Annotated in this window: 1 protein-coding gene; it reads right to left on the reverse strand. The window is 62.8% G+C overall.

What is annotated here, in order from left to right:
• Positions 1–368 precede the first annotated feature (368 nt).
• Complete coding sequence (locus tag ABRP87_RS11205; protein ID WP_349868853.1) at positions 369–524, reverse strand: hypothetical protein; 156 nt, start codon at positions 522–524, stop codon at positions 369–371.
• Between the last annotated feature and the right edge of the window lie 672 nt (positions 525–1,196).

Here is a 1,196-nt window from a genome sequence, read left to right on the forward strand (position 1 = left end):
ACCTAAAACATCCCGAGTTGAGGATCCGCCCCCGTCCGCCCCACCCGCGAGATTGACAAACTACATAGGAACACCCCCCGACCCAGCCCTTAGAAATAAGGGTAGGGCGGGGGCGCCCTTCCCAAGCGCTCCCGCCCGGAGGGGCGCGCAGGTGGCCTTCTGGTCACGCCGTCCAGTCGAAAAATAAGCCGAATGAGCGAAAGCGAATTCGATAGAAGCCCGCCGCAGGCGCGGCCACTCCTGGAGGCGCTAAGGAGCTTTGAGAGGGAGCCAGAGGGGCGCTGATCCAGCAACCAACTGGGTGAGCAAGAAGCGGTGAATCTGGCCCAGGCCCGATTAACACTAAGAGTGCCAATAGTGTCTTGCCGCTAGCGCCAGAAGACGAGCAGATCGAGAAGCTCGGCCCAACCGTGGATCGTGTCCATGGGGTTGGCAAGGATCGCGCCGACGGCAGCGCCTAGCGCGAGCGAGAGCAGCTCAGAAAGTCGCTTAAGACTAGTGTGGGGGCGTGGGGTTCTTTTCATGGATTCCTCCTTGCACGTCCCGTATTTCGGTCGTGCGGAAAAGGAATACCGCAACCGGTGCGTTGTCCGGCTCCAGATGCTCGGTCTGGGCTGCCGCCCGAGCCGGACGGCTCGGTTGCCCCGGTACAGTCCTCGCGTGCTCAATCGCGCAGAAGCTCTGGCCCTCCACATGGGTACCGCTGCCGGGTCTTTAATCGCTTAGACGGGCACACAGCGCGCCGCGTGGAGTGACTAAACCGCCCCGCAGGCCTGACAGGCGCGGTCGGGCGGAATGTGTCCAAATATGTTGCTGCCCTACCCGCCAGGGCTGTCAGTCTTTCGGCGGGGTGCCGCCGGTCTTTCGGGCCGGTAAATCCGGCCCGAGTCCACGCCGCGAAGCGGCTTGGGAGACACACTATATGCACTCTTAGTGACATCGGGTGACCAGGCATTTTGGTGCCTGGCAGGTTTTATCGCACGTGCGATAAAGTGGGGGCATGGCGACCCAAAAAGAAGTCTGCGAAAGGTGCGGGAAACCGATCCCGCACCGGTCGGATCCGCGTGGGCGGCAGGCCCGGTTTTGCTCGGGTGCATGCCGTGCTGCTGCGTCGCGTGAGCGTCGTAGGCGACAGCACCAAGAGGAGCTGGCGCAGGCGCATGAGCAAGCCACGCTGAAGCTGCGTACCCCCAGAG

Origin of the sequence: Corynebacterium sp. KPL2830 (assembly GCF_040225635.1) — a bacterium.
Lineage (GTDB): Bacteria > Actinomycetota > Actinomycetes > Mycobacteriales > Mycobacteriaceae > Corynebacterium.

Coding starts and splice junctions, on each gene's coding strand:
- ABRP87_RS11205 (WP_349868853.1), bottom strand. CDS start 524: ATGAAAAGAACCCCACGCCCCCACACTAGTCTTAAGCGACTTTCTGAG.